Here is a 21843-nt window from a genome sequence, read left to right on the forward strand (position 1 = left end):
TGTAGAGACAGCGATGAAGCGATATAAAGAAAAGATAATTGACCCCGTTTACTACTCATTACCAGTACAGCTATTGGTGCTGCACTTGCGTAAAAATCAGCTCTTGCTGCTAAGCTGGGTCTTTCTTTTCTCTGCGGTTACGGGTAGTGTGGGCAAAAACCTGGGTATTCCGTATCTTTTTCTGGATCCTGAGTATTTGGGCCGGGTTGATTTCTTCAGCTTCTTTATTGTGGGTATTGCCATTGGGGGGTTGACTATGGCTTACCATATCACCTGCTATATTCTTGATGGTAATAGTTTCAGCTTTTTAGGCGTATTGTCTCGCCCTTTTGCCAAGCTGGCTTTTAACAATGCGATCATTCCATTCGCATTTCTGATCACTTATATTTTCAAGATCATCAGCTTTCAGCTGGAGTATGAGTATAATACTCATTGGGATATCTTTCTCAAAGTTGCGGGACTGCTTTGTGGCTTTTTGCTCATGATGGTATTCCTGTTTGCCTATTTTAAGCTTACTAATGTTGATATTTTCAAATTTGTAGCCTCCAACGTTAATCGCCAGCTTAAAAAGGTAACGATCTCGCGAAAGCGAATTATGCAAAACCTGACCGCCGCAAGAAAGAAGCAGAAGCGTGTAGTCCATTATATAGATATCAACTGCAAACTTCGTAAAGCGCCAACCGGCTCGTATGACAAAGAACTTGTTACCAAAGTCTTTGACCAAAATCACCTCAACTCTATTATAATAGAAGCAGTTATACTTGTCGTAATTTTTGCTTTAGGCTTTTTTCATGATCGTCCTCTTTTTCAGATTCCTGCAGCGGCCAGCAGCGTTTTGCTGCTAACTATTATTATGATGCTGATTGGCGCGCTTACCTACTGGCTTAGGGGTTGGGCAACTACGGTAGTTATATTGATATTTTTCTTACTTAATGCAGCCGTAAAAAACAATTGGGTGAGTACGACTTACAAAGCATTTGGCCTCAACTACGAAATTCCCTACTCCAAGTACACTCTGGATGAATTGTATCAGCAGAATGATAGTCTGCATTACAATCAGGACAAGGCCTCTACACAGCAAATTCTGGAAAACTGGAAAAATAAAGTTAGCCTGTCCGATACAGCATCTAAACCAAAAATAAGCTTTATCTGTACCAGCGGTGGCGGACTGCGGGCAGCACTCTGGACGATGGTAGCTCTGCAAACGGCAGATAGCCTGACGCATGGCAAGCTCATGAACCATACCCAGCTTATTAGTGGCGCATCAGGTGGCCTGGTAGGTGCGTCTTATTTTCGTGAACTTATACTAAGAGAAAAGTTGAGGGAGCAACAAACTACCCATGAACCTATTGTACAGTTTGTATCTCAGAAAGAAAGCCTGTTGCCTTCGGTATACAGCCCTAAGTATATAGAACAGCTAGGAAGGGATAACCTAAATGCTATCATCTTTACCTTACTGGTAAACGATCTGTTTGTACGCCTTCAGCCCTTTGAGGTAGAGGGCAAACGCTATCTAAAAGATAGAGGGTATGCCTTTGAGCAGCAGCTCAACAAAAATACCGAAGGCATACTAGACAAAAAGCTAATTGACTATCGGGAACCGGAGCGCTCATCTATGATTCCTATGATATTTCTCTCTCCGGTAATTGTAAATGATGGGAGAAAGCTATACATCTCCCCTCAGCATGTATCGTATATGAATTCAGAGCCAGAAATCGGTATAGCCGGACATCATAAAAAGTTAAAAGGTGTAGATTTTATGCGCTTTTTTGAAAATCATGATGCTGGCAATCTACGTTACCTGACAGCCTTAAGAATGAATGCCGCTTTCCCTTACGTTACTCCTAACATTAGTATGCCTACCGAGCCAAGAGTTCAAATAGTAGATGCTGGCCTTACAGATAACTTTGGTATTGCTGATGCTATTCGTTTTCTCTATGTTTTTAAGGAGTGGATCAATGAAAACACTTCGGGAGTGGTGTTTGTATGCATTCGCGACTCAGAGAAGATTGAACCTGTACAGAAGCCTAGTGGCAGCTCTCTTCTAAAGCGGATGACAGCTCCTTTCCGTTTCCTTTACAACAACCTTTTTGATACCCAGGATATTAACAATGACGACCGCCTGGAGTATATGCAAAGCTGGCTGGATGTACCTTTTGAGCAGATTAACCTAGAGTACTACCCCCATTGGGACCATCTAAGTAATAAAAATATCGAAATTATCAGGGAGCGCCCCTCTTTAAGCTGGCACCTCACCAGCCGCGAAAAAGATAATATTACCAACAACATACAGCACCCCAAAAATCAGCAGGCACTTAGCAGGCTTCAGGAGCTTTTGCACTAAGCAAATATTTCGTGTGCTACTTTAAATGTGTTACTATGTGCATCTACAATATCGGCGATTTTAGCGGAATACCCTCCACCCATACTCGTAGCAAGTGGTACGCCATACTTTTGACAAGCCTGAAAAACAATTCTGTCGCGCGTTAGACAGCCTTCTTTGGTCAAAGAGAGCTTTCCCAACTTATCTGTTTCCAGCACATCTACTCCAGCCTGATAAAAAACAATATCAGGACAATGATGGATAAAAAGATCCGGGAGTGTGCGACCCAATATTTCCAAGTACTCTTTATCTCCTGTTCCGGTACTCAGAGCTATATCCAGATCAGAGTTTTCCTTAGGTATGGGGTAGTTATCTTTCCCATGCATACTAAAGGTAAACACAAAAGGGTTTTGCCCAAATATAAATGCGTTTCCATTGCCCTGATGTACATCCAGGTCAATAATAAGTATACGTTTTACCAGCTCTTCTTTTAGCAAAAAAGTAGATGCAATAGCTATATCATTGAGTGTACTAAAGCCCTCTCCCCTATCTGGATAGGCGTGATGAGTACCACCGGCCAGATTCATACCTATACCGTTTTTTAAAGCCGCCTGAGCAGCTTTAATGGTGCCATTTACACTACATCTGGCACGGAGTACAGATACATCCGTATTAGGTAAGCCTATACGACGCACCATGCATGGAGGGAGATTGAGCGATTTTACCTGTTGCCAGTATTCCTGAGTGTGAACCAAATAAATAGTTTCGTCTTCAACCAAACCGGGATCGTTCAATTGTTCAGGTTGGATAATTCCCTGGTAAAGTAGTTGTTCTTTTACCAGTACGTATTTGTCAATAGGGAAGCGATGTCCTTCAGGCAAAGCGTAGTGGTATTTTTCGGAATAAAAGATTTGAATAGGTTTCAATTTAACTGATACTCATATGCACCCTGAAGAGGTACACAATGATAGTTCAATTTTAGTTCCTCAGCCTCCTGAGAAAGTTTAAGCGCATGGTAGTAAGTATTTGAACTATCTATAACCAGCTGCTTGTACGAAAGAAGTTTACCTAATTCGCTTAAGGAGGAGATAGCATTATTGCAAACCAATAGTATATCTACTGAAAGAGATTCGGACAGAAGATACTGAGCGTCTAAAGGCTGAGTAATCATTGCTATTTTTTGACCCTTCCAAACCAGAAACCTGAAGTTTCTCCAATCTTTTACTGCCATACTTTGGGAAGCTAGCTCTTCCCCTGAGAGGGTATTTTTAACCCCCTTGTAGATCTGATTAGGTTTAATATGGTAAGCCAGTTTTTCATTTGTTTCTCCTAAATGGATATTGGTACGTTTGGTAGTAAAATCAATATGCGTATCTTTTTTTACATGATAAAAAGTAATGCTTTGAGTATTGTATTCCTGATAAATATGAAGCCAGCGTAAGGAAAACATCAGCAGAAAAACTGTGCAGAGACACAACATATATTTAAACTGCCGATAGTGGAGTAATAACAATAAAAAAACTATTCCCAGATAAAGAAGAATAGCTTCCCAACGACTAAAATAAACATCTTGAATAACACTGTACGGAAATTTTTCTATAAGCTTTACCCCATAATTTACAGACAGTATTACATGCTCTAGCAAAGCAGTAAAGTAAACTACCACAGAAGGAAGTATGGCACTTATCGTAAAACAGCACAAAGCCAGAGAAAGTATAGCATAGGCAGCAGGTATTACCAACAAATTAGACAGCCAGAAATATACCGGAAACTGCTGGAAATACAGTAAACCTAAAGGGAACGTGACTATCTGTGCTGCTAAAGAAACGGCTGTTAACTCCCAGCACCAGTTTAAAAACCTACTTTCTACAGTAACCCAGTTGGATATTTTGGGCTGTAAATATACAATGCCTAATACCGCCAGATACGAAAGCTGAAAGCCAACTGACATAAGTAGGAAGGGATTGTAGAGTAGTAAGAAAAATGCTGATGCCGCTATAGTATTGTAAATATTGGTTTGTCTTCTGCTAGCATCGGCAATAACTATAAAGCTAAACATTGTAGCAGCGCGCATAACCGAAGGAGATAAACCTGTAAGTAAAGCATAAGCCCATAACAAAAGTAGACTTAGAACTGCTATGAGTACTCTACCCCACTTACCCGATTTCTTTATAGGTTTTAAAAAGAAAAGCAAAACCATATAAATGATACCAACATGCAAACCAGAGACGGCTAGTACATGCATTGCCCCCGCTGCTGCATAAGCACTCCTGATTTCATGATCCAGTTCAGACTTGATACCTAATACCAAAGCCAGAGCAATACTCCTTGCCTGCCTGTCTTGTATTCCTTCTTCAAATATTTTACGGCAATTCTCTCTTAGCTGATAGGCAAATGCCATAACTACATTCCCAGAAGTTTTTTCTTTTAACACCCAGTCATCACCCTTTAGATATTGCTGGTGGTACACTTGCTGATATGATAAAAACTGGCGATAATCAAATTCGTTAGGGTTGGCAGGAGCTTTTACTTTCTGCGGCCTGGCTTTTACCAATATAATATCTCCGTAGTTGAGAAGCTTCAGACTATCAGCCTTAGGTTGATAGACGATTATAGTAGCTTTAGCAGGCTTAACATTTAAACCACTACTATCTTCAACTACCACATGCCTCACTTTGAGCAAACTTTTGTAAGAATTGGCCTTTGGTGTAGCAGGTTCCATCACCACAGCCTCATAGAATGAGTAGCTTTCTTCTAACTGACTAAGGTGATAGGGATGAATAGTTTCCTGGCGATATTGGGTATAATAGACTGAGGTAAATAATAGCCAAAGTAAGCCAAGCATACCAACAATACTACTCCACTGAAAGCGTAAACGTTTAGGCAGGGCAAAAGCTATAAATGCATATAAGAATGCAATTATGCATAACAAAGCAACTGGTAATCTGCTGGTAGCTACCTGAGCGAGCAATATACCACAAATGAATACGGGACATAGTCTTAGAAAAGGATAGGGAACCCACTTCAACATACTCTCTTCAATATTTCCTATCTAAAAATACAAAGGGAGCGATATAATATTTTATCCTAAGTAGTTTTAATATGACTTTGTAAGAAAGACAGGCTATTTCTCGGCTAAGAGTGGGTTAGTTTTGGGCTTATGGTAGGCAATCCTTCGGAAACAGAAGTACTGAAGGTTATATTTACGCCCTGTAGAGGCTGTAAACCCCCATATTACTTCAGTGTCTCCATTAAATACATCTTCTACCAGGTTTCTCTTCCCTTGAAAAACAATATTGTTGTCCAGAGTAACTATTACTTCGGTGGTTTCCGGGTTCCAACTAAATCGGAAGTTATGCATACGATCATCTTCCATGTCAAAGCTTTCATCATTACCACTCCAGTAATCTTCGTGGTAGCTACTTCCATTTTCCAGATAAGCTACATGATCTTCGGGCGGATCATTTTGGATGGGGTTGTAATAGGTGTCAAACTCAACGGCAATAGAGGGAGCAATAAAATTACCTGAAGCAAACGCCGGATTAAATCGCCCATAACCTATTCCTTCACCATAGGTACCAAATGCATTAAACCCACGGGGGTCATTATGGATGACAAATGCAATACCATCTGCACCATACTCATCTTTGTTTCCCAAATAAATATCAAATTCTATCTCAAAATAATCAGCCAGATCAAGTTTATTGGTACTATAGGCAATCCCTTCGGCATATGGTTCATCTGGTGTAAGCATGATGCAACCAGAAGGCATATAGTCAGCAGTTCCCCTGAGTTCAAACTGAGCCTGTAGCACACATGGCCAGCACAAACAAAATAGCCAAAATCTATAGATCAGCAATGTTTTCATAGGTGAAGTGGTAGTAATGACAATCCCAAGTGCAGATAATGTGCTGCTCAGAGCGCTAATATAAGATAAGAAATTTTATGTGAATACATATAAATTGATATCTCGCTGACAGAAAAACCATAAACATTTTAAGGTTTTTCTGGTATTAGATATAAGCCAATTTGGAAATTAATTCACTAATTAAACTATTATTACTATGGCACAAGAAGAAACTAAAACCTGGCCAGAGCTAGCTATAGGTTTATATGATAAGCTAACAGGTCGTAATGCAGAAATCACTTATAAATTTGATGATTTTGAACTATTTGTTCCGAGCAAAGCAGGAGCAAACGACGCTGATGCCGCACATTGGAAAATGAACGGTACAATAAAAATTACTACGACTGATAACGTAAATCAGTAAGCAGACAAGAGTAATGGGCAAGGGCTGACAAAAGCTTTTGCCTATATTTTTTATATTTTAAATATCTCCGTTATGGCTAAGCCAGTAAAAGTTTTTGCTGATCTGAGTATTCAAAGTAAAGCAGGTGAGATTAAGGTGCAGAATGAACAGGATGGCAGTCTGGTACTGGACTTCCCTAACAGACAAAGCTTTAATAGCTTCACCCAGATTCCACTACCTTTTAAACCAAGTCTGAAAGCCATAGGAAAAACTAACGCTGCCCTTTTGGAGCAGCGTCAGCCTGTAATTGTTAGAGTAGCCCATGAAGACTGGATTGTCTTGGGACGTAACTCTAAAGCAGCAATAAAGTATTTTAAGATTGCGCCTTCCTACCTTAAGCAACAGCTCACCTGGAAAACCGCATTATATGTAGCAGGAGCACTCTTAGGCGTACTGTTAGGTTATTTCGCCATTAAAAAAGAAAGTTAAATCCAGCTCTCATATTTACCAGCTTGGCATTTCCTGGCTGCATTAGCGAAATAATGTTATCAGTAACTGCATATAGTTGGAAGCCCGTACCTACCGCTATACCAAGCCCCAGGTTGTTATAAGAACGAGCGTGCATGGTATAAGTAGCTGAAGCCTGAAACCAACGGCCTACAGTTTGAGTAACTCCTAATGACATTCCTTTACGGAAACCTCCTACGAAGTCTGAATACAAAGTAGCTGAAGCCGTAGTTTTATGAGCTAACTGATAAAAACCAGACAAATAAACCTGAGTAGGTAAAGAAGTAGTATACTTCCCTTCGGTTTCGTCAAATTCAAATATGCTGGTGATAGAGTCTAACACTTCGGTCGCATCAAAATCAAAGTTACCGTTAAAGAGTTCGTCGTTATCTATACCGCTAAACACGTACTCTCCTTTAGACTCATAATTGGTCACTCCTTTCTTCCAGCTGATATACCCCAGATTAATCACTGACGCACTAAAAGTCCATTTGTCTGAATAACGATAGCTTGCCCCTAAATCAACCCCAAGACCCTTGTTATCCATATTTGTGATGTAGTCAGTCTCTCCCTCTTCCAGCATTTCAATACCTGAAGTTCGTACCAAAATGTCAGCATTAGCAGTTATTTCGTAAAGGTCATTTTCCTCAGCAGTAGTAAGACCAACATCTGAACGAACAGTTCTCACATTAGACATCCCAAATAGCGATTTTACTCGTCCACCCACAATCAGTTTGTCATCTTCTAATATCTTCCTGTTATAACCTAAACCAATTTCTCTGTAGTGGGTACCATTGAATGTATAACCATCAAGATTGATAGTGCTGCCAGGTACATTTCCATTTACCGCTAGATTTAAAATTGCATCTGAGTAGCCTAGACGAGCCTGCATATGTTCAGTTACATTTAATGAAAAGCGGTTTTTACCTGCTTTAAAGCTCAAACCAAATACATCTAATGAAGCACTGGTATGTACATAGTCTTTACCATTTAATTTGAGTTGATCTGCTAACTGACCTAGATCCAATACTCTCTGCCCTGTTTCGTCAGTTTCTACCTGAGCCAGTAGCTGATTGTAAGTAAAACCGGTATTTTTAGCGTTTATCTGGTACGATGATGCCAAAGAGATGATAACCTTATGCTTATGCTGCATCGCAGGGTTGGTATGCGCAGACTGGAAAATACTGCTCATATTATGAAGCGTTAGCTCCTGCTGTGCCCATGCCGTCTGTATAAATGTTGCTAATAAAAGGCCTGTTAAGTAAATATATTTCATCTTCGCCAATTAGTTTGAAATATTAAGAGAGGATTTGACTTGCATGGCCATGCTAAAGCGTATGTTGTAGAAAGAATACAATCTGATTCTATCTTCTTCTTCACTCTTGCTCTTTAAGCCCGCTTGTATTAGAATGCTACCTGCCTGTTTGATAAGCTCATATTTTTCCTGGCTGATAGTAGCAGAGATAGGCATATCTATAGATGTAGCCTTAGTTTCGCCAGTGCTAGAATTTGTAATCTGAGCCGCTTCCAGAAACTTGGCTTCATCGGCAAACAACTTAATAGGCTCACCGCTGGTATCATATAGCCTGTTACCTTCAGCGTCTAGGAAGAAAACCTGTAAGCCGGCATCTATCGGAAATTCATTTTCAGTTTTAATCAGAACTTTAAGTTCTTCTACTTCCTGCTCAAAGTCCAGATCTACATCTATGGTGTCTTCAAGTAACACATCAAACCTCCCCTCCAGTGGTAACTCTACTTCTAAATCAACACCTATCATACTTTCATCAGTAACAAAGCTTGTGTCTTGCTCTCCACTGTTCATAGTAAAGCCGAACCAGTAAGCAATCCCTCTGGGAAGTTCTGCAAAAGCATCTTCCAGATTTGAGTTATTTTCGTCTACCAACTGCGACTTAACCGCGGGAAGATCATTACGGTCCTGTAAATAAGGAAATTCAAAGTTACCACTGAAAAACTCACTATCTCCTTCATCCTGAAGTCTCACGTTTCCGCTATTTCTTTCTACGTAAATATTGCTTAGGTCTGGAGATACAGGTACTCCAAAGCTGTTTACAAAATCTACTTTGAAGTTAGGGTTTAAAGCTACTTCTCCGTTGATAGCATTGGCAAGGAATGGTATTTCCAGAGTATCTGCTTTTACAGGAATTGTAATATTGCTGAAGTTTCCTTTAAGAAAAGAAAAATCTATATCAGACATATTTAAGCCCATATAGATTTGCTCATAGGAGTTAATCGCATTACCTGATCCACTAATACCTATCTCCATTGTATATCTTATCTCTTCGTTATCTATATTAAGCATATAGCCCGCAAGCTCTTTACTCTGTACACTGTAACGATTTCCCCAAACCAGGTCAAATTCAAAAACCATAGGCTCCTGATTTGCATCTACCAGATCTAAAAGTGTAAGGATAATGCTAATGTTGTGGTCATAATCTGAACTCATACTTATTTGCAAAGCACCAGATTTGCACTCAATACCATATAGTGCCAGATCTCCAGTATTCATAGGAATTTTTCCATCTACAGTTACTGGCTCAGGAGACCAGTTGAAAGCAGGAGCACTGATTCCTAGCGAAAAGCTTTCATCGTATTGCTGATCGGGAATTGGAGGAAAATATGCTCCTACGGGTTGGCTCTGAATATTTTGTCTGTAAAATAAGCTATAGCTGTTATCAGAGTTTTCCTCAAGCAGCCCACCATCATCTGTTCTGATGAGGTCACTTACTTTTAAATTTGTATTCAGGATAGGTAATGAGAGGGAAGGCGAAGGAGCCAATACCTCTATATCCTGAAAATCATCTTCAGGCATACAGCTAGCTGCCAGCAAGGTAGCGGCGGCAAAAGCTGTAGTCTTTAAGCGTTTTGGGGTAAAGAGTTTATTCATACACATAGTAGACCTTTGACAGGGATATTTCTAAAACACTACGCAATATCATTAGCATGCCATGATTAAAATAATCCTAGTATGGCCTTTCTATACTTAAGTGATATATTGGTCATAATTCATACTTATTGAGTATCTGCAAGTTGCATTAATAAGCAGCATTGCTACACTCCGGCACATAGCTCCCATGATAGAAGTAAAAGCACTAAGTAAAATTTTTGAAGGTAAAACAGCAGTTGATGGAATCTCCTTTCAGATACCTGAAGGGGAAACTATGGTATTGCTGGGCACTAGCGGTTGTGGTAAAACTACTACCCTAAAAATGATTAACCGCCTAATAGAGCCTTCCAGTGGTAGTGTTTATGTTGGTGGAAAAGATGTGAAATTACAAACTCCTGAAGAGCTTAGGAGAAATATTGGCTATGTTATTCAAAGTGTAGGTTTGTTTCCTCACTACACCGTTGAGCAAAATATTGGGCTTGTACCCTCTCTCCTGGAATGGTCAAAAAAGAGAACAAAAGAGCGCTGTACAGAATTAATGCATCTTATGGGGCTACCCGAAACTATGTTAACACGCTTTCCTCACGAACTTAGCGGGGGACAACAACAAAGAGTAGGCCTTGCCAGAGCACTAGCTGCCGATCCAGAACTTATTTTGCTTGATGAACCTTTCGGAGCATTAGACCCTATTACTAAACAGCAAATACTGAAAGAATTTCTCCGGCTAGACACGATTAAAAACAAAACTATGCTAATGGTGAGTCATGATGTATTTGAAGCAATAACATTAGGAGATAAAATCTGCTTGATGGATAAAGGTAAAATTCAGCAGCAAGGTAGCGCACAGGAGCTAATATTTAGACCTAAAAACAGTTTTGTCAAAAGCTTTTTCAACACCCAAAGATTTCGTCTGGAGCTTCAGGTTGTTAATCTTAAAGACATTGTACCTTTAATAACAAACGAGATAGAGCAAGTTCATTCTATGTGTATTGATTTACAGGATAATATTAGCTTGCTAGATGCTTTAGAAACTTTAGAAAGAGAAGATGCCTCCTATGTAAACATATTACAAGCAGCGCATAAAAAAAGGCCAAGCTTAATGCTTAGCCGCGAAAAATTAATTCAATATTTTTATCAGTTAAAAAAGCAGTGGAGCGAAGCCTAACCTTCATCTTCACTATCTACCTGCACCCCTCTTAAAGTAAAAGGCTCACTGACTTTAACATTACTCTTATTACCTGCTCTATCTATAATCTGTACACTTATCTTCAATGAGTCATTTCTAAACAGTGGAAGAAGTCCAAAAGAAGGCAGGTTGTACTGAATTACTCCTTCAATAGGCTTATTATTTTCAAAACTTTTCTTCAGAGGAGGAAAACGTCCACTGGGAGGAGACTGACAGTTGGCTCTAAAATCATAAAGCTCATACTCTTCTTCCCCCTTCACATATATATCTACTAAAAAATTATAGTAGTCAGGGTTAAGCTGGTATTGTATCGTATCAAAAACACTATCTGTACCTATATAGGTCTGAAAATTGAACACACGACAGTCAAACTCATCTTTTTCGGGGTCAAACCGAATATAGTTACCCTGGTTATCTACTGGATAAAAAAATGGTGAGCTGTCATCATTTATGCCCAAATCGCCATTTCCATCCTGAATCTGTACTCTGATAGCCAGGGTATCAGGTTTACCAGTTTCTTCTACCTCCTTAAATACCAGGCCTCTATCTCCATCATACCCTACAATAAATGGCTCGTTAGGAAATTCAGGCTCATCGTAGCAACTGCTAAACCCAAGAAGCAGTATAAAAACTAACAATAGGGAAGAATTATTTTTCATATTAGTAGCTTAACAGATAGTATCATATTAACGCATCAAACACCCTTTTGATATACACCGCTATGCAAAATGCGCAATTTTTTAAAGATAACTTATTCAGCATAAATGCTCAAAACTTTGAAGAGTATGCTCTCTCACTTTTCAGATGGCAGGCAGAGCACAACCCTGTATATAAGCTTTACATAGAAAATTTAAGTATTCGGGTTGAGGAGGTCAAACGCCTGGAGCATATACCTTTTTTGCCTATCGCTTTTTTTAAAGATCATAAAGTGGTTAGCATTGATGAAACAGAAAAGACAGAAAGCTACACATATTATGAAAGTAGTGGTACTACGGGACAGCAAAGAAGCAGGCACTACCTTGCAGATACTGAGTTTTATTTAAAAGTATGTCGGCAAATTTTTGAGACACAATACGGAAAGTTAGAAGATTTTCATGTGTTTGCTTTGCTCCCATCTTACCTGGAAAGAAAACATGCCTCGTTGGTAGCTATGGCTGATCATTTTATTCAACTCAGCCAATCCGATCTTTCCGGCTTTTACCTAAACGAATACGACAGGCTTCTTGCTCAGATACAAGAAGCCAAAAAAACTGGCAGAAAGGTACTATTGCTAGGGGTTACGTTTGCCTTGCTGGAGCTTGCAGAAAATTATAGTCCTAAGTTGGAGGGGGTAATTGTTATGGAAACCGGAGGCATGAAAGGCAGAAGGAAGGAGATGATCAGGCAAGAACTACACTACATACTTACAAATGGATTCCAGCTTAATCATATCCACTCAGAATATGGTATGACGGAATTGCTTTCTCAGGCCTATGCACATTATAAAGGTTTGTTTCAATGTCCTTCCTGGATGCGTGTACTAATCAGAGATATCAATGATCCCTTTTGCCTGGATCAAAGCCTACGCTATGGCGGCATCAATGTAATAGATCTGGCAAATGTACATTCTTGTGCATTTATAGAAACTCAGGATTTAGGAAGGTATCATCATGAAACTGGCTATTTTGAGGTTTTAGGACGATTTGATCAATCTGATGTCAGAGGATGTAACCTGATGGTAGCACTATAGCGATGCAATAAAATTTAACTTTTCTAATAAAATATTTGACACATGTAATGTTTATTGTATATTTGAATTATAGAATATAACAAAAACAACTCAGACATGAAATCAGTATTACTTTTTGCCGCTATAATTATGATATCTGCAGCTTCTTGTGCACCTAGAGTTTCTTGCCCTGCATACGCTATAGATAAAAAAGCCCCTATTGTGCAAAAGCAGGTAGAAGCAGAAAGAAATATGTAATAAAACAGCAAAAGAGCAACACAGGCTGCTCTTTTGTTGGTTCAGGCATATTTTGAAACGTCCTGAGCGGTAATTTCTGTATCACACATAATTACCAGTCGTTCTACCACGTTTCGTAATTCACGGATATTACCTGTCCATTCAAAACTTTGAAGTTCTTTTAAGGCATCTGCTGTAATTGTTTTGGGTGGCGCTCCATACTCACCTGCTATGTCGTTAAGAAACTTATCAACCAGCAGAGGTATATCATCTTTACGCTCCTTAAGTGGAGGCACATGTATTAGTATCACACTCAGGCGGTGGTAAAGATCTTCACGAAAGTTACCTTCTTCAATCTCTTTTTTAAGATCTTTGTTGGTAGCCGCCAAGACCCGAACATCTACATTGATTGCCTTATCCCCTCCTACCCGGGTAATCTTATGTTCTTGCAGAGCTCGCAACACTTTTGCCTGAGCCGACAGACTCATATCCCCTATTTCGTCCAGAAATAAAGTACCTCCGTGGGCCTGTTCAAACCTTCCCTTTTTCTGTTTGATCGCTGAGGTAAACGAGCCTTTCTCATGGCCAAAGAGTTCGCTTTCGATCAGTTCTGAAGGAATTGCAGCACAGTTTACTTCCACCAGAGGGGCCGAGGCACGGTTACTGAGAGCATGCAGCCATTTAGCAACCAGTTCTTTACCGGTTCCGTTAGGGCCGGTTATAAGTACACGAGCCTCTGTAGGTGCAACACGTTCAATTGTATTTTTTACTTCGTGGATGGGTTCTGACTCACCCACAATATCTACTACACCAGAAATTTTCTTCCGTAAGACTTTAGTTTCAGCCACCAGGTCAGACTTATCCAATGCATTTTTAATAGTAACCAGCAAACGATTAAGATCCGGCGGCTTCTCTATAAAATCAAAAGCTCCGATTTTGGTAGCTTCTACAGCAGTCTCTATGTTTCCATGAGCTGAAATCATAATAAACTGAGCACTATGTCCGGCATCCATCGCTTTTTGCAGCACTTCCATACCATCCATATTGGGCATCTTAATGTCAAGTAGTACAAGATCGTACTGATCTTTGCTCAACATCTTTAGCCCCTGCTCTCCATCTTCAGCTTCATCTACTTTGTACTTTTCGTACTCAAGAATTTCTTTCAGAGAACCACGTATCGCCTTTTCATCATCTATTATTAAGATTTTGGCCATAGTAAAAATTTGGTAATAAAAATAATAATGTTGCAAGCCGATAAGCCGGGTTCTGTCGTTTTGCGAACAAAACGTCTTATCATCTATCTAGCCCTGCTATTACTAACAGGATCTATCGGTCTACCCGCTGACACGGACGAGCAGCCCTATTGAGCAACAAGATGTTACTACATGTCAGCTTATTTGACCTTTCAGCCCGTAAGGTTTACCCTGCCCCCGCTGTCACCAGCAGGGCGGTGAGCTCTTACCTCACCTTTTCACCCTTATCTGCCCATGGCAGACGGTATATTTTCTGTGGCACTATCTGTACCCTGACCGTCTCCAGTCAGAATCCTTCCTGTTAGGAAGTACGGCGCTCTGTGCTGCCCGGACTTTCCTCTCTTCTGCTTACACAGAACAGCGATAAGATGGCTTGCAACACTATATTAGTGAGTCAAAGTGATATTAAAAAGTTTCCGTAAGGATTTACTAATTTCTGGCTGTTTAGCTCATACGCTCAATGACGATAGCCGAGGCACCACCGCCACCATTACATATGCCTGCTACTCCTATACTCCCGTCTTTTTGATTAAGTACATTGTTTAAAGTTGTGATAATTCTAGCTCCAGAACAACCTAGAGGGTGTCCTAAAGCAACGGCACCGCCGAAAACATTTACCTTTTCCGGATTCAACTCCAGCTTTCTGGTATTGGCTATGGCAACGGCAGAAAAAGCTTCGTTTATCTCAAAGAAATCTACATCTGCCTGGCTGATGTCTGCCATCTTCATAGCTTTAGGTATGGCCAGTGAAGGTGCGGTAGTAAACCAGAGGGGATCTTGGGCTGCATCAGCAAAGCTTCTGATTTTAGCGAGAGGCTTAATGTTAAGTTCATCTGCCTTCTTTTTACTCATGAGTATCAATGCAGAAGCTCCATCATTAATAGTAGAGGCATTGGCGGCAGTTACCGTCCCTTCTTTTGAAAAGACAGGACGTAATGAAGGAATTTTCTCGTAGTTAACTCTTTTATATTCTTCATCTTCCTGTATTATCAAAGGTTCTCCCTTTCTCTGTGGCACATCAACTGGCACAATCTCCTCTCCAAGTTGACCGGACTCTGTAGCAGCAGCTACTCTTTTGTAAGAATTAACAGCATATTCATCCTGCTCTTCACGACTTATCTGCATTTCTTTAGCCGTATTATCAGCACAATTACCCATTGCAAACTTATAGTAAGCTTCAAACAAGCCATCTTTTTCAAGCCCATCTACCAGCTCACCTCCGCCGTACTTATAGCCAAAGCGAGCCTTAGGCAGGTAATAGGGTATATTGCTCATACTTTCCATACCTCCAGCAACTATAATGTCTTGCTGCCCCAGCATAATAGATTGTGCAGCAAACATTACTGACTTCATGCCTGAGGAACATACTTTATTGATTGTAGTGCAGGGGACCTCATAAGGTATGCCGGCCGCTACCGCAGCCTGACGAGCAGGGGCCTGACCTAAATTGGCAGACACTACATTTCCCATCAGTACTTCCTGTACCTGTTGAGGCTCAAGTTTTGCTCTTTGTAAAGCTCCTTTGATAGCGACTGCGCCCAGTTCAATTGCACTTAGTGCAGAGAGGCTCCCTCCAAAAGAACCAATGGGTGTTCGCACTGCTGACACGATATATACTTCTTCCATTTTTTTGGGTTGTTTGTTTTAGGTTAAAAAATTCTAACTACCTACCAATCTGGCTTTGTTCGGTCACGGGCTTTTTCCTGACGGCGGCGGTTTTGTTGAATATATTGCATTTCGTTGTTTCGCATAGCTTCCAGAATCATACGCGCTTTTTCTTCACTTATGTTCATTTCCTTCAGACGTTCGCTCATCTGAGAAGCAGATTGCTCTTCATCGCTTTTGTCACCTTCTTCCTGTTGCTCTCCCTGTTGCGTATTTTGTTCCTCAGCGTCTTGTGGATCACCTTCACTTTCTCCTTGCTGCTCTTGTTGCTGCTCCTGCTTCTGTCCTTCCTCATTTTGCTCTGACTGCTCTCCTTCCTCTCCTTTTTGGTTTTGTTGCTGATCTTGCTCTTGTTGCTGCTCCTGTTGGTTTTTATCTTTTTGCTGGTCGTTCTGCTGGTTCTGGTTTTGTTGATTCTCCTGATTTTGCTGCTGCTCTTCCTGCTTTTTTAGCAGCTCTTTGACCAACTCATAATTGTACCGAGCCTCTTCGTTACTAGGGTTAGCTTTCAATGACTCTTTAAAAATGCTTAAGGCCTCCTCATATTTCTTTTGACCACTGGCTATCACTCCCATTTGCTGATATGCAACCGACTTGATGTTAGTATCCTCAGTTCTTAGTAAACGATTGTAGTTTCTTTGAGCAGAAACTGTATCGCCGGCCTGAATTAATGAATGTGCTAAATTCAGGCGAATATTCGGGTCTTCTATGTTTAATGAATCTAAAAGAGTTTGATAGTTAGCTATTGCTTTTTCGTATTCACCATTTTGGTAAGCTGCCGCTGCCTCTTTTTTTAAACGATTAACGGTAGCTATATTAGCTATGATTCCGAAGGCGGTAAACGCTACAACGATTAAGCCTACGATTAACTTCATATTTTTACTGTTTTAAATTTAAACAAATGATCAATAGCGAATAGTATAGCCCCTGCTACTAAAAAATAGATGTATTTGTTGGATGAGGTGTCTACCTGACGTGAATCTCTCAGCTCTCCTTCTATCTGGCTGATTGCATTAATTAGCCGTGATGAATCATCTCTTCGGTTATTAATTTCAAAGTATTTACCTCCAGTTTCATCAGCCAACTGCTGTAGAGACCCACTTTCCAACTTAGTTACTACCACATTGCCTTCCTGGTCTGTTTTAGGTATACCCCTCATCAAAATCTGACTCCCTTCATTAGTACCTACTCCTAAAGTAAAAAGTTTAATACCTGCATTTTTAATTTCCTGGGCCACCTCGGAAGTTTCATCGCCAAAATCTTCGCCATCGCTAATCAAGATAATGACTTTAGATTTTTGTTGAGAGGGAACACTTTCATCCCCCTTCAGCTTAGATAAAGCCATACGTAAAGGTGGGGCAAAATCAGTTCCGCTATTAGGTACCAATCCGGTGTTCAGTGTTTCAATAAACAAGTTTAATGCACTCTGATCATAAGTAAGAGGGCATTGAACGAAAGCTTCAGAAGAAAAGATAATAAGTCCTATTCTATCAGAACTAAATGATTTCACCAGATCACGAAGCTCAAACTTTAGCTTCTCTAACCTACTGGGCTGTATATCTGTAGCATTCATGGATTGAGACAAATCTACCGCCACAAATATATCTTTACCTACTGCCTGTATCTCTTTAGTCGCATTACCCATAAGAGGTCCCAAAAGAGCCACCATAAAAAGCAGAAAATAAAGAGTACGTAATAGTACCTTAGCAACTATAGCCGGGAAGCTCGTCTTTAGTATGCGGCTAATTTTGATCATACGCGTGATGTACAACACATAGCCTAACAGAAAGAGGCTAATGAATACATACTCTGTTTTTCCAAATTGATGATACCACTCCATAGATTATTCCTTCTGAACAAAATTACACTGTATAACGAAAAAATTAGGCTCAAAGTGCAAAATTTAGAGACAGCCTCCAATGCAGAAATATGAAATTCGGATAAAAAGCTGAATATACATTAGATTAGAAATTTCTCCTCAATACTTTGGAGATCTAAAAAATCTTATGCTATATTTGCACTTCCAAAAACGGGGGACTGTTTTTAGTTTTCCTTTTTATAAGCCACGGAGAGATGGGTGAGTGGCTTAAACCAGCAGTTTGCTAAACTGTCGTACGTGTCATAACGTACCGGGGGTTCGAATCCCCCTCTCTCCGCACTGATTAGGCAAATGGCCTATAAAAAACTTAAGTCATCGGGGCGTAGCGCAGTCCGGTTAGCGTACCTGCTTTGGGAGCAGGGGGTCGCAGGTTCGAATCCTGCCGCCCCGACTTTGACACAAGCCACTTACAAAATTGTAAGTGGCTTTTTTTATTGCAGCTTCTCATCTTAAGTTTTTTATCCTGTAACAGGACCTCGTTTGTTTTTTCAATAAACAGACTTTTATAGTTGCAAAGCTACTTTGATCTTTACAACAAATGACAAAGATTCTAGTAATTGTGCCCTGCCTCCTCGCCCTATCACTTACTTTTGTATCAGCACAAGTATTTAAAGGGGTAGTACGCTATAAGACACACTATGATATAAAAAGGGTGGGTATCGCCCCGATATACTAGACAAAGCACAGGGTAATTTTATAGATTTTTACACAAATGGTAGTGTTAGCAGAAAAGTGATTCGTTATAACGAAAAAATACTGTATACTACCTTATTTGATAGTAAAACTCAGACCTTCTACACTAAATATCCTGGAACTACAACTGTAGCATGGTATGCTTTAGATAAACGTCATCAAAGTAAAGTAGTAGAAATAACCAGAGAAAAAGACGCACTTGAAACTTTAAATGTTTCTTGCGATAGACTGATTATTAACACTGGAGATGAGGACCCTAAAGAGACTTCTGAGTTTTTCCTCCATCCGCATTTACTAGTTCAGTCAGCATACTTACCCTTTCTGGCAGATACACTTGATTATAAAAACTATGCTGAAAGCTTAGTACTCGCTGCTATTGTTAAAACAAATACTTATGATAAGACAGATCAGGCTATAGAAATCTTTCACGATGATGACTTACCATCACACCTTTTTGAAATCCCTGATCAACATTTACTTCCTTATGGATTAGCCCTTAAGACTCCTCCCAAACCTAGAAAAGGATACAACCGATGGTATTCTAAGTTATATTCTTCTTTACGATACCCACCTAGCGCAGCAAAAAAAGGGCGAGAAGCAAGAGTATTAATTATGTTTACAATTACTCAAAAAGGAAAACTGGAGGACCCAACCGTACTAAATGAAGTTGACTTAGATTTTGAAATGCATATAAAAAAGTCATTGAGCAAAATGTTAATCCGATGGGAAGCAGGAAAACAAGACGGAAAAGCTGTTAATTCTGTTATGGTATTACCCATTGACTTCGTTATGTTTCCTTAATGGAGAAAGATAAACACGTAGTACGCTGACTACTGTTTTTGCAACCTGTATTTCAGAATGCTTTTAAAAGACTTCCAAACAAACCAACTATTACCAATCAGGTATCTTTTCCATAATCTTTTAGGCTCTAAAGTAAGCCTATACAACCACTCTAAAGCATAGTCTCTTGCCCATTTTGGCAATCTTTTTTCTACACCAGCATATGTTCTAAATGCCTGTCCTAATCCTAACATGCAAGCATTAATTTTACCTTTATGCTCATACATCCAGGTCTCCTGCTTTGGACATCCCAAAGAAACGAAAACCAGATCCGCCCCAGAGTTATTGATCATACGTACAACTTCACTATCCTCTTCCGTACTTAGCGGACGAAAAGGGGGGGCATAGGCACCTGCAATTACTTTGTTGCTGTACTGCTGCTCAGCCTTTGTTATAATAGTTTGAAGTAAATCATCAGTACTTCCATATAAGAAGACCGTTAAACCTTTTTCATCTGCCTGCTGAAGAATATCAGGAAACAGGTCCATTCCGCAAGCTCTTTCTTGAGGCATTCCGTACTGATAGCGCATAAGTACAGATAGTGGCTTACCGTCAGGGCTTACAATATCAGCCTGATTTACAATGTTTCTGAAACCTAAATTCCAGTTTGCCTCTGACAACATATGAACATTGGCAAAACAGACATATGATGATACTTTAGCTTGTGCCAGTTCTATTATTTTAGACAATATCTGTTGATAGCTGCCAGTACTTACTTCACAGTCAATAAGTTTTTTCTTTTGAAGAGGAACGATTTCCTGCGTACTACTTCTGATCATAGATAAAATGTAAATAATAGATGTCTAGCTAGAACTATTTAGTAGGCTGTTTCTTCGCCTTTAATAATATTCCAAACAGTAAGCCCAATGATTTTAATATCTAGACTCAAACTCCAGTTTTGCATGTATTCCAGATCGTACTCAACCCTTTTTTGCATCAGATATAGTTCTTTTGTTTCACCCCGATAGCCGCTTACCTGGGCATAGCCTGTTATTCCCGGAGAAATTGTATGACGGATTGGGTACTCGGGTATATGCTCCGAATAGTAGACAAGCTGATTCTGCATATTTGGGCGTGGCCCAACTACTGACATATCTCCAATCAGCACATTGTAAAACTGTGGCAGTTCATCCAGACTGGTTTTGCGAAGAAAAGCACCGATACGTGTAATACGAGTATCATTTTTGGTAGCCTGAGTTTCAGATTGATTGTTGACTTTCATCGTTCTGAATTTATAGCACCAGAACAAGCGGTTGTTACGCCCGGGTCTTAACTGTCTAAAGAACACTGGCCCTGGCGAACTTATCTTTATCAATAGCGCTATAACAGGAAATACGCTGGCAGAAAGAATAAATAGCACCAAAAATGAAAATACGATATCAAAAAGTCTCTTAATCTGGGCATTAACAATAAGCCTTAGCGGTGTATTTCTAAAAGAGATTACTGGAATTTTACCATCATCAAATAGCTGGGCATCAATTTTTCTCTTTTCATCGCTATCAAGATCAGGCACTATGCCTAAATAGATAAAATGCTTTTCCGCAAAGTCCTGAAGTTCATTCAAATAAATCTTGTTGTTAGGTTTGGTATAGTAGATTTCTTTGATTCCTTTTTCCAGACAATAAGCTTGAACATCTTCCAGACTACCCAGATACCAGTCTTTTGCTTTCTGATTTTCGGGATATTGGTCATCAAAAAAACCTTGAAAACTTTGGGGAAGACTATTGTTTTGAAAATAACGATACAGGTTGATTGCTGTAGGATTGGTACCAATAACGATGCATGGCTTTTTATTGAATGGTAGATTTCTGTAATAGCGATACACATGCAGCATAATGCTACGGCCTAGAACTACAGCCCCACCCGTACTAAGAAATAACAATCCCAAATATACCCACGAAAAAGAGGGTAACACCTGTGTAAACTTTAGACTAAACAGCAGAATAGCATACAGGAGCCCTGTATTTGCAGAGTAGTAATATATTTTTTCAAACGTTCCCAGGTGTTCTACCTGATACGTAGACGCAATCAAACCTGAAATAACCCAACTTAAGGAAAGAAGCACAAATACAATGTTTTGTGTCCCCGCAAACGATGATGACAATTCAGCATCTAATTGATACCAACCTTTAGTTACACAATAAATAACGAAAGCATCAGTTAACATTAGAAATAAAGGAAGGGCGGTCGAATACTGAAACTTTTTAAGGTTATGATAGTGGCTCTGCATTTTCATGCTTAGTTTGGTTAGTTTGACAGCAAAAAAGTATCTAAGAAAAATTGAATAACAATCACGTTATTAAATCTTAGCAATGGTCGTTGTAGCAGTACGTGTATTTACTCTGTAGTTTGAACAACAGCTCAAACATTAATTTTTAACATGCTTGAAAAAAAAGC

19 protein-coding genes, 2 tRNA genes and 1 other RNA gene are annotated in these 21843 nt (G+C 39.7%); 9 read left to right on the forward strand and 13 right to left on the reverse strand.

Annotated features, from left to right (window positions below; genetic code table 11):
• Positions 1–13: 13 nt before the first annotated feature.
• The gene (locus PZB74_RS03985; protein WP_302240975.1) at positions 14–2344 is read left to right on the forward strand and encodes a patatin-like phospholipase family protein; all 2331 of its coding nucleotides are present in this window, start codon (positions 14–16) and stop codon (positions 2342–2344) included.
• On the opposite strand, the gene PZB74_RS03990 is transcribed toward PZB74_RS03985, so the two are convergent.
• From PZB74_RS03990 to PZB74_RS04000, 3 genes are all read right to left on the reverse strand, one after another.
• A complete protein-coding gene (locus PZB74_RS03990) occupies positions 2341–3249 on the reverse strand; it encodes a histone deacetylase family protein (RefSeq protein WP_302240977.1) in 909 nt (302 codons plus the stop codon). The two genes, PZB74_RS03985 and PZB74_RS03990, sit on opposite strands and share 4 nt — an antisense overlap.
• Entirely contained in the window at positions 3246–5354 is a 2109-nt protein-coding gene (locus PZB74_RS03995; RefSeq protein WP_302240978.1) for a ComEC/Rec2 family competence protein, read from the reverse strand. The genes PZB74_RS03990 and PZB74_RS03995 overlap by 4 nt, the downstream gene beginning before the upstream one ends.
• 93 nt (positions 5355–5447) lie before the next feature.
• Positions 5448–6191 carry an L-type lectin-domain containing protein gene (locus PZB74_RS04000; RefSeq protein WP_302240980.1) on the reverse strand — a complete coding sequence of 248 codons (744 nt, stop codon included), beginning with the start codon at positions 6189–6191 and terminating at the stop codon, positions 5448–5450.
• Between the two features lie 196 nt (positions 6192–6387).
• On the opposite strand from PZB74_RS04000, the gene PZB74_RS04005 reads away from it, so the two are divergent.
• Positions 6388–6594: a hypothetical protein gene (locus PZB74_RS04005; RefSeq protein ID WP_302240982.1), complete on the forward strand. Its 207-nt coding sequence runs from the start codon at positions 6388–6390 to the stop codon at positions 6592–6594.
• A 72-nt stretch (positions 6595–6666) separates the two neighbouring features.
• Complete coding sequence (locus tag PZB74_RS04010) at positions 6667–7062, forward strand: hypothetical protein (protein WP_302240983.1); 396 nt, start codon at positions 6667–6669, stop codon at positions 7060–7062.
• Here PZB74_RS04010 and PZB74_RS04015 read toward each other — a convergent pair.
• Positions 7046–8356 (reverse strand): DUF5723 family protein, encoded by a 1311-nt coding sequence (locus PZB74_RS04015; protein ID WP_302240985.1) that lies wholly within the window; start codon positions 8354–8356, stop codon positions 7046–7048. The two genes, PZB74_RS04010 and PZB74_RS04015, sit on opposite strands and share 17 nt — an antisense overlap.
• A 9-nt stretch (positions 8357–8365) precedes the next feature.
• Positions 8366–9985 (reverse strand): hypothetical protein, encoded by a 1620-nt coding sequence (locus PZB74_RS04020; RefSeq protein ID WP_302240987.1) that lies wholly within the window; start codon positions 9983–9985, stop codon positions 8366–8368.
• A gap of 187 nt (positions 9986–10172) precedes the next feature.
• Here PZB74_RS04020 and PZB74_RS04025 point away from each other — a divergent pair, with 187 nt between their 5' ends.
• Complete coding sequence (locus PZB74_RS04025) at positions 10173–11150, forward strand: ABC transporter ATP-binding protein (protein ID WP_302240988.1); 978 nt, start codon at positions 10173–10175, stop codon at positions 11148–11150.
• On the opposite strand, the gene PZB74_RS04030 is transcribed toward PZB74_RS04025, so the two are convergent.
• Complete coding sequence (locus tag PZB74_RS04030) at positions 11147–11830, reverse strand: hypothetical protein (RefSeq protein ID WP_302240990.1); 684 nt, start codon at positions 11828–11830, stop codon at positions 11147–11149. The genes PZB74_RS04025 and PZB74_RS04030 overlap by 4 nt on opposite strands.
• A 62-nt stretch (positions 11831–11892) precedes the next feature.
• Here PZB74_RS04030 and PZB74_RS04035 point away from each other — a divergent pair, with 62 nt between their 5' ends.
• Positions 11893–12900, forward strand: coding sequence for an acyl transferase (locus PZB74_RS04035; protein ID WP_302240992.1), 1008 nt, complete (start codon positions 11893–11895; stop codon positions 12898–12900).
• Positions 12901–12996: 96 nt separating this feature from the next.
• Positions 12997–13137 carry a hypothetical protein gene (locus PZB74_RS04040; protein ID WP_302240994.1) on the forward strand — a complete coding sequence of 47 codons (141 nt, stop codon included), beginning with the start codon at positions 12997–12999 and terminating at the stop codon, positions 13135–13137.
• Between the two features lie 41 nt (positions 13138–13178).
• Here PZB74_RS04040 and PZB74_RS04045 read toward each other — a convergent pair whose 3' ends face one another.
• The 5 genes from PZB74_RS04045 to PZB74_RS04065 all read right to left on the reverse strand — a co-directional run bounded on the left by PZB74_RS04045 (position 13179) and on the right by PZB74_RS04065 (position 17874).
• The gene (locus tag PZB74_RS04045) at positions 13179–14330 is read right to left on the reverse strand and encodes a sigma-54-dependent transcriptional regulator (RefSeq protein WP_302240996.1); all 1152 of its coding nucleotides are present in this window, start codon (positions 14328–14330) and stop codon (positions 13179–13181) included.
• A gap of 25 nt (positions 14331–14355) precedes the next feature.
• An RNA gene (rnpB, locus tag PZB74_RS04050) (RNase P RNA component class A) lies at positions 14356–14749 on the reverse strand.
• Between the two features lie 64 nt (positions 14750–14813).
• Positions 14814–15995: an acetyl-CoA C-acyltransferase gene (locus tag PZB74_RS04055; RefSeq protein WP_302240997.1), complete on the reverse strand. Its 1182-nt coding sequence runs from the start codon at positions 15993–15995 to the stop codon at positions 14814–14816.
• A gap of 41 nt (positions 15996–16036) precedes the next feature.
• The gene (locus tag PZB74_RS04060; RefSeq protein ID WP_302240998.1) at positions 16037–16909 is read right to left on the reverse strand and encodes a hypothetical protein; all 873 of its coding nucleotides are present in this window, start codon (positions 16907–16909) and stop codon (positions 16037–16039) included.
• Positions 16906–17874: a vWA domain-containing protein gene (locus PZB74_RS04065; protein ID WP_302241000.1), complete on the reverse strand. Its 969-nt coding sequence runs from the start codon at positions 17872–17874 to the stop codon at positions 16906–16908. Before PZB74_RS04065 ends, PZB74_RS04060 begins: the two co-directional genes overlap by 4 nt.
• 227 nt (positions 17875–18101) lie before the next feature.
• Here PZB74_RS04065 and PZB74_RS04070 point away from each other — a divergent pair.
• The 3 genes from PZB74_RS04070 (at position 18102) to PZB74_RS04080 (ending at position 19407) form a co-directional block, all read left to right on the forward strand.
• Positions 18102–18190: transfer RNA gene (locus PZB74_RS04070), tRNA-Ser, on the forward strand.
• Positions 18191–18229: 39 nt separating this feature from the next.
• Positions 18230–18304 (forward strand) — tRNA-Pro (locus PZB74_RS04075).
• Positions 18305–18645: 341 nt separating this feature from the next.
• Positions 18646–19407, forward strand: a complete 762-nt coding sequence (locus PZB74_RS04080; protein WP_302241002.1) for an energy transducer TonB — start codon at positions 18646–18648, stop codon at positions 19405–19407.
• A gap of 29 nt (positions 19408–19436) precedes the next feature.
• Here PZB74_RS04080 and PZB74_RS04085 read toward each other — a convergent pair whose 3' ends face one another.
• Together PZB74_RS04085 and PZB74_RS04090 are read right to left on the reverse strand one after the other, a co-directional pair.
• Positions 19437–20225 (reverse strand): WecB/TagA/CpsF family glycosyltransferase, encoded by a 789-nt coding sequence (locus PZB74_RS04085; protein ID WP_302241004.1) that lies wholly within the window; start codon positions 20223–20225, stop codon positions 19437–19439.
• A 38-nt stretch (positions 20226–20263) separates the two neighbouring features.
• Positions 20264–21682 (reverse strand): exopolysaccharide biosynthesis polyprenyl glycosylphosphotransferase, encoded by a 1419-nt coding sequence (locus PZB74_RS04090; protein ID WP_302241007.1) that lies wholly within the window; start codon positions 21680–21682, stop codon positions 20264–20266.
• Positions 21683–21843 lie beyond the last annotated feature (161 nt).

The organism is Porifericola rhodea (assembly GCF_030506305.1).
GTDB classification, from domain to species: Bacteria; Bacteroidota; Bacteroidia; order Cytophagales; family Cyclobacteriaceae; genus Catalinimonas; species Catalinimonas rhodea.

What these genes read in the sequence shown, in the direction of transcription:
- PZB74_RS03985 (WP_302240975.1), top strand. Translation starts at nt 14, where the DNA reads ATGAAGCGATATAAAGAAAAGATAATTGACCCCGTTTACTACTCATTA.
- PZB74_RS03995 (WP_302240978.1), bottom strand. Translation starts at nt 5,354, where the DNA reads ATGTTGAAGTGGGTTCCCTATCCTTTTCTAAGACTATGTCCCGTATTC.
- PZB74_RS04000 (WP_302240980.1), bottom strand. Translation starts at nt 6,191, where the DNA reads ATGAAAACATTGCTGATCTATAGATTTTGGCTATTTTGTTTGTGCTGG.
- PZB74_RS04005 (WP_302240982.1), top strand. Translation starts at nt 6,388, where the DNA reads ATGGCACAAGAAGAAACTAAAACCTGGCCAGAGCTAGCTATAGGTTTA.
- PZB74_RS04010 (WP_302240983.1), top strand. Translation starts at nt 6,667, where the DNA reads ATGGCTAAGCCAGTAAAAGTTTTTGCTGATCTGAGTATTCAAAGTAAA.
- PZB74_RS04015 (WP_302240985.1), bottom strand. Translation starts at nt 8,356, where the DNA reads ATGAAATATATTTACTTAACAGGCCTTTTATTAGCAACATTTATACAG.
- PZB74_RS04020 (WP_302240987.1), bottom strand. Translation starts at nt 9,985, where the DNA reads ATGAATAAACTCTTTACCCCAAAACGCTTAAAGACTACAGCTTTTGCC.
- PZB74_RS04025 (WP_302240988.1), top strand. Translation starts at nt 10,173, where the DNA reads ATGATAGAAGTAAAAGCACTAAGTAAAATTTTTGAAGGTAAAACAGCA.
- PZB74_RS04030 (WP_302240990.1), bottom strand. Translation starts at nt 11,830, where the DNA reads ATGAAAAATAATTCTTCCCTATTGTTAGTTTTTATACTGCTTCTTGGG.
- PZB74_RS04035 (WP_302240992.1), top strand. Translation starts at nt 11,893, where the DNA reads ATGCAAAATGCGCAATTTTTTAAAGATAACTTATTCAGCATAAATGCT.
- PZB74_RS04040 (WP_302240994.1), top strand. Translation starts at nt 12,997, where the DNA reads ATGAAATCAGTATTACTTTTTGCCGCTATAATTATGATATCTGCAGCT.
- PZB74_RS04045 (WP_302240996.1), bottom strand. Translation starts at nt 14,330, where the DNA reads ATGGCCAAAATCTTAATAATAGATGATGAAAAGGCGATACGTGGTTCT.
- PZB74_RS04055 (WP_302240997.1), bottom strand. Translation starts at nt 15,995, where the DNA reads ATGGAAGAAGTATATATCGTGTCAGCAGTGCGAACACCCATTGGTTCT.
- PZB74_RS04060 (WP_302240998.1), bottom strand. Translation starts at nt 16,909, where the DNA reads ATGAAGTTAATCGTAGGCTTAATCGTTGTAGCGTTTACCGCCTTCGGA.
- PZB74_RS04065 (WP_302241000.1), bottom strand. Translation starts at nt 17,874, where the DNA reads ATGGAGTGGTATCATCAATTTGGAAAAACAGAGTATGTATTCATTAGC.
- PZB74_RS04085 (WP_302241004.1), bottom strand. Translation starts at nt 20,225, where the DNA reads ATGATCAGAAGTAGTACGCAGGAAATCGTTCCTCTTCAAAAGAAAAAA.
- PZB74_RS04090 (WP_302241007.1), bottom strand. Translation starts at nt 21,682, where the DNA reads ATGAAAATGCAGAGCCACTATCATAACCTTAAAAAGTTTCAGTATTCG.